Below are 2,209 nucleotides of genomic sequence, written 5' to 3'. Positions count from 1 at the left end.
GGAGGTAGGGCGCCGGCGCGTTACCCTCCCCCTTGTGGGGAGGGTCGCTGCGAAGCAGCGGGGTGGGGGTAGGTGCGGGGGAAATGTGTTCCATCATCACACCTGTAAAATCGAAGACACGAGCAACTGCGTGTACGGCGCGCGCGGGTCGTCGAGCACGCGGTCGGTGAGTCCGCTTTCGACGACACGGCCATCCTTCATCACCATCATGCGCTGCGAGAGAAGCCGCGCCACGGCGAGGTCGTGGGTGACGACGATCGCCGCCAGGCCAAGGTCGGTGACCAGGCCGCGCAACAGGTCGAGCAGGCGCGCCTGCACCGAAACGTCGAGACCGCCGGTCGGCTCGTCCATGAACACCAGCCGCGGTCCGGTCACCAGGTTGCGGGCGATCTGGAGGCGCTGGCGCATGCCGCCGGAAAAGGCGCGGGGCTCGTCGTCGATGCGGTCCTCGTCGATCTCGACGCGGGAGAGCCAGTCGACAGCGGTGGCGCGGATCCTGCCGTAGTGGCGGTCGCCCACGGCCATCAGCCGCTCGCCGACATTGGCGCCGGCCGACACCGTCATGCGCAGGCCGTCCGCCGGGTTCTGGTGGACAAAGCCCCAGTCGGTGCGCATCAGGAAGCGGCGCTCGGCCTCGCTCATGCGGTAGAGCTCGCGCCATTGGCCATCGCGCATGCGGTAGCTTGCCGTGCCGGAAGAAGGCAACAGCCGGGTCGACAGGCAGTTGAGCAGCGTCGTCTTGCCCGAGCCGGATTCGCCGACCACCGCCAGAACCTCGCCCGGCCAGAGGTCGAAGGAGATGTTCTCGCAGCCGACGCGCGAGCCGTAGAATTTGGAAAGTGCGGAGACGCGCAGCAGCGGTTCGTCGGTCATTCGGCCTCCTTACCCTCCCCCTTGTGGGGAGGGTCGGCGCGCAGCGCCGGGGTGAGGGTTGCGGGGGTTGTCGCCAAGTCACCCGCGCCTTCGGCGCGACCTCCCCACAAGGGGGAGGTAGGGTCGCTGCGGCGCTTCTCGCAGTGGTCGGTGTCCGAGCAGACGAACATGTGGCCGCCATGGTCGTCGAGGATGACCTCGTCGAGATAGACGTTCTCGGCGCCGCACAGCGCGCAGGGCTGGTCGAAGGTCTGCACCTCGAACGGGTGGTCCTCGAAATCGAGGCTGACGACGTCGGTGAAGGGCGGCACCGCGTAGATGCGCTTCTCGCGGCCGGCGCCGAAGAGCTGCAAGGCCGGCGAGCGATGCATCTTCGGATTGTCGAATTTCGGGGTCGGCGACGGGTCCATCACATAGCGGCCCTCGACCTTGACCGGATAAGCGTAGGTGGTGGCGATGCGGCCGTGCCTGGCGATGTCCTCATAGAGCTTCACATGCATGAGGCCGTATTCCTCCAGCGCATGCATTTTTCGCGTTTCGGTCTCGCGCGGCTCGAGGAAGCGCAGCGGCTCGGGGATCGGCACCTGGAAGACCAGCACCTGGCCCGCCGTCAGCGGATGCTCCGGGATACGGTGGCGGGTCTGGATGATGGTCGCCTTCGCCGTCTCGGTGGTGACGGCGACATTGGCGACCTTCTTGAAGAAGGCACGGATCGAGACGGCGTTGGTGGTGTCGTCGGCGCCCTGGTCGATGACCTTGAGCACGTCATCCGGGCCGATGATCGAAGCGGTGACCTGCACGCCGCCGGTGCCCCAGCCGTAAGGCATCGGCATCTCTCGCGAGGCGAAGGGCACCTGGTAGCCGGGAATGGCGATGCCTTTCAGGATGGCACGGCGGATCATCCTTTTGGTCTGCTCGTCGAGATAGGCGAAGTTGTAGGTGGCGATGTCGGTCATGACGATCACGTCCGCTCTGTGCTATGGAATTGGCGCTCAAGACGCGGGAGGGCGCCCGAATGGACTCTACCGGTTGGATGCATCTTGGAGTGCTTTTGCTGGTGTTCGCCGTTGTTGCCGGCTTTGCGCTGCGGAAGATGTTTCTTCCTGCGCCAAAGGAGCCTCCGCATGGCGAGACTGTTGCCGGTGCCAGTGGCTATGGTGGCGGTGGCTCGTTCGATGCCGGCAGCGGGCATTCCGGTAGCGGACAATAAAGTCATTCTGCCGCCTCCCTCTTCTCCTCGGCCTTGCCCTCGTTTTCCCGCGCCTCGTATTCGGCGCGCATGCGGCGGACCAGGTCAAGCTCGGCCTGGAAGTCGACATAGTGCGGCAGCTTCAGA

The 2,209-nt window shown here is 65.7% G+C and carries 3 protein-coding genes and 1 pseudogene; 1 reads left to right on the top strand and 3 read right to left on the bottom strand.

Annotated elements, in window-relative coordinates; all coding sequences use genetic code 11:
• Positions 1-96 precede the first annotated feature (96 nt).
• Both phnK and EOA29_RS33870 read right to left on the bottom strand, forming a co-directional pair.
• Positions 97-873, bottom strand: a complete 777-nt coding sequence (phnK, locus tag EOA29_RS33875; protein WP_040973772.1) for a phosphonate C-P lyase system protein PhnK — start codon at positions 871-873, stop codon at positions 97-99.
• Positions 870-1,829: an alpha-D-ribose 1-methylphosphonate 5-phosphate C-P-lyase PhnJ gene (locus tag EOA29_RS33870; RefSeq protein ID WP_245464875.1), complete on the bottom strand. Its 960-nt coding sequence runs from the start codon at positions 1,827-1,829 to the stop codon at positions 870-872. Before EOA29_RS33870 ends, phnK begins: the two co-directional genes overlap by 4 nt.
• Positions 1,830-1,888: 59 nt before the next feature.
• On the opposite strand from EOA29_RS33870, the gene EOA29_RS33865 reads away from it, so the two are divergent.
• The gene (locus tag EOA29_RS33865; protein WP_126091875.1) at positions 1,889-2,083 is read left to right on the top strand and encodes a hypothetical protein; all 195 of its coding nucleotides are present in this window, start codon (positions 1,889-1,891) and stop codon (positions 2,081-2,083) included.
• Between the two features lie 2 nt (positions 2,084-2,085).
• Here the strand turns inward: EOA29_RS33865 and EOA29_RS33860 are convergent.
• Positions 2,086-2,209: pseudogene (locus EOA29_RS33860) on the bottom strand (carbon-phosphorus lyase complex subunit PhnI); the annotation flags it as partial.

It is taken from the genome of Mesorhizobium sp. M1E.F.Ca.ET.063.01.1.1 (assembly GCF_003998155.1).
Classification (GTDB): domain Bacteria; phylum Pseudomonadota; class Alphaproteobacteria; order Rhizobiales; family Rhizobiaceae; genus Mesorhizobium.
This window is presented reverse-complemented; position numbering and strand designations above follow the sequence as displayed.

Coding starts and splice junctions, on each gene's coding strand:
- phnK (WP_040973772.1), bottom strand. CDS start 873: ATGACCGACGAACCGCTGCTGCGCGTCTCCGCACTTTCCAAATTCTAC.
- EOA29_RS33870 (WP_245464875.1), bottom strand. CDS start 1,829: ATGACCGACATCGCCACCTACAACTTCGCCTATCTCGACGAGCAGACC.
- EOA29_RS33865 (WP_126091875.1), top strand. CDS start 1,889: ATGGACTCTACCGGTTGGATGCATCTTGGAGTGCTTTTGCTGGTGTTC.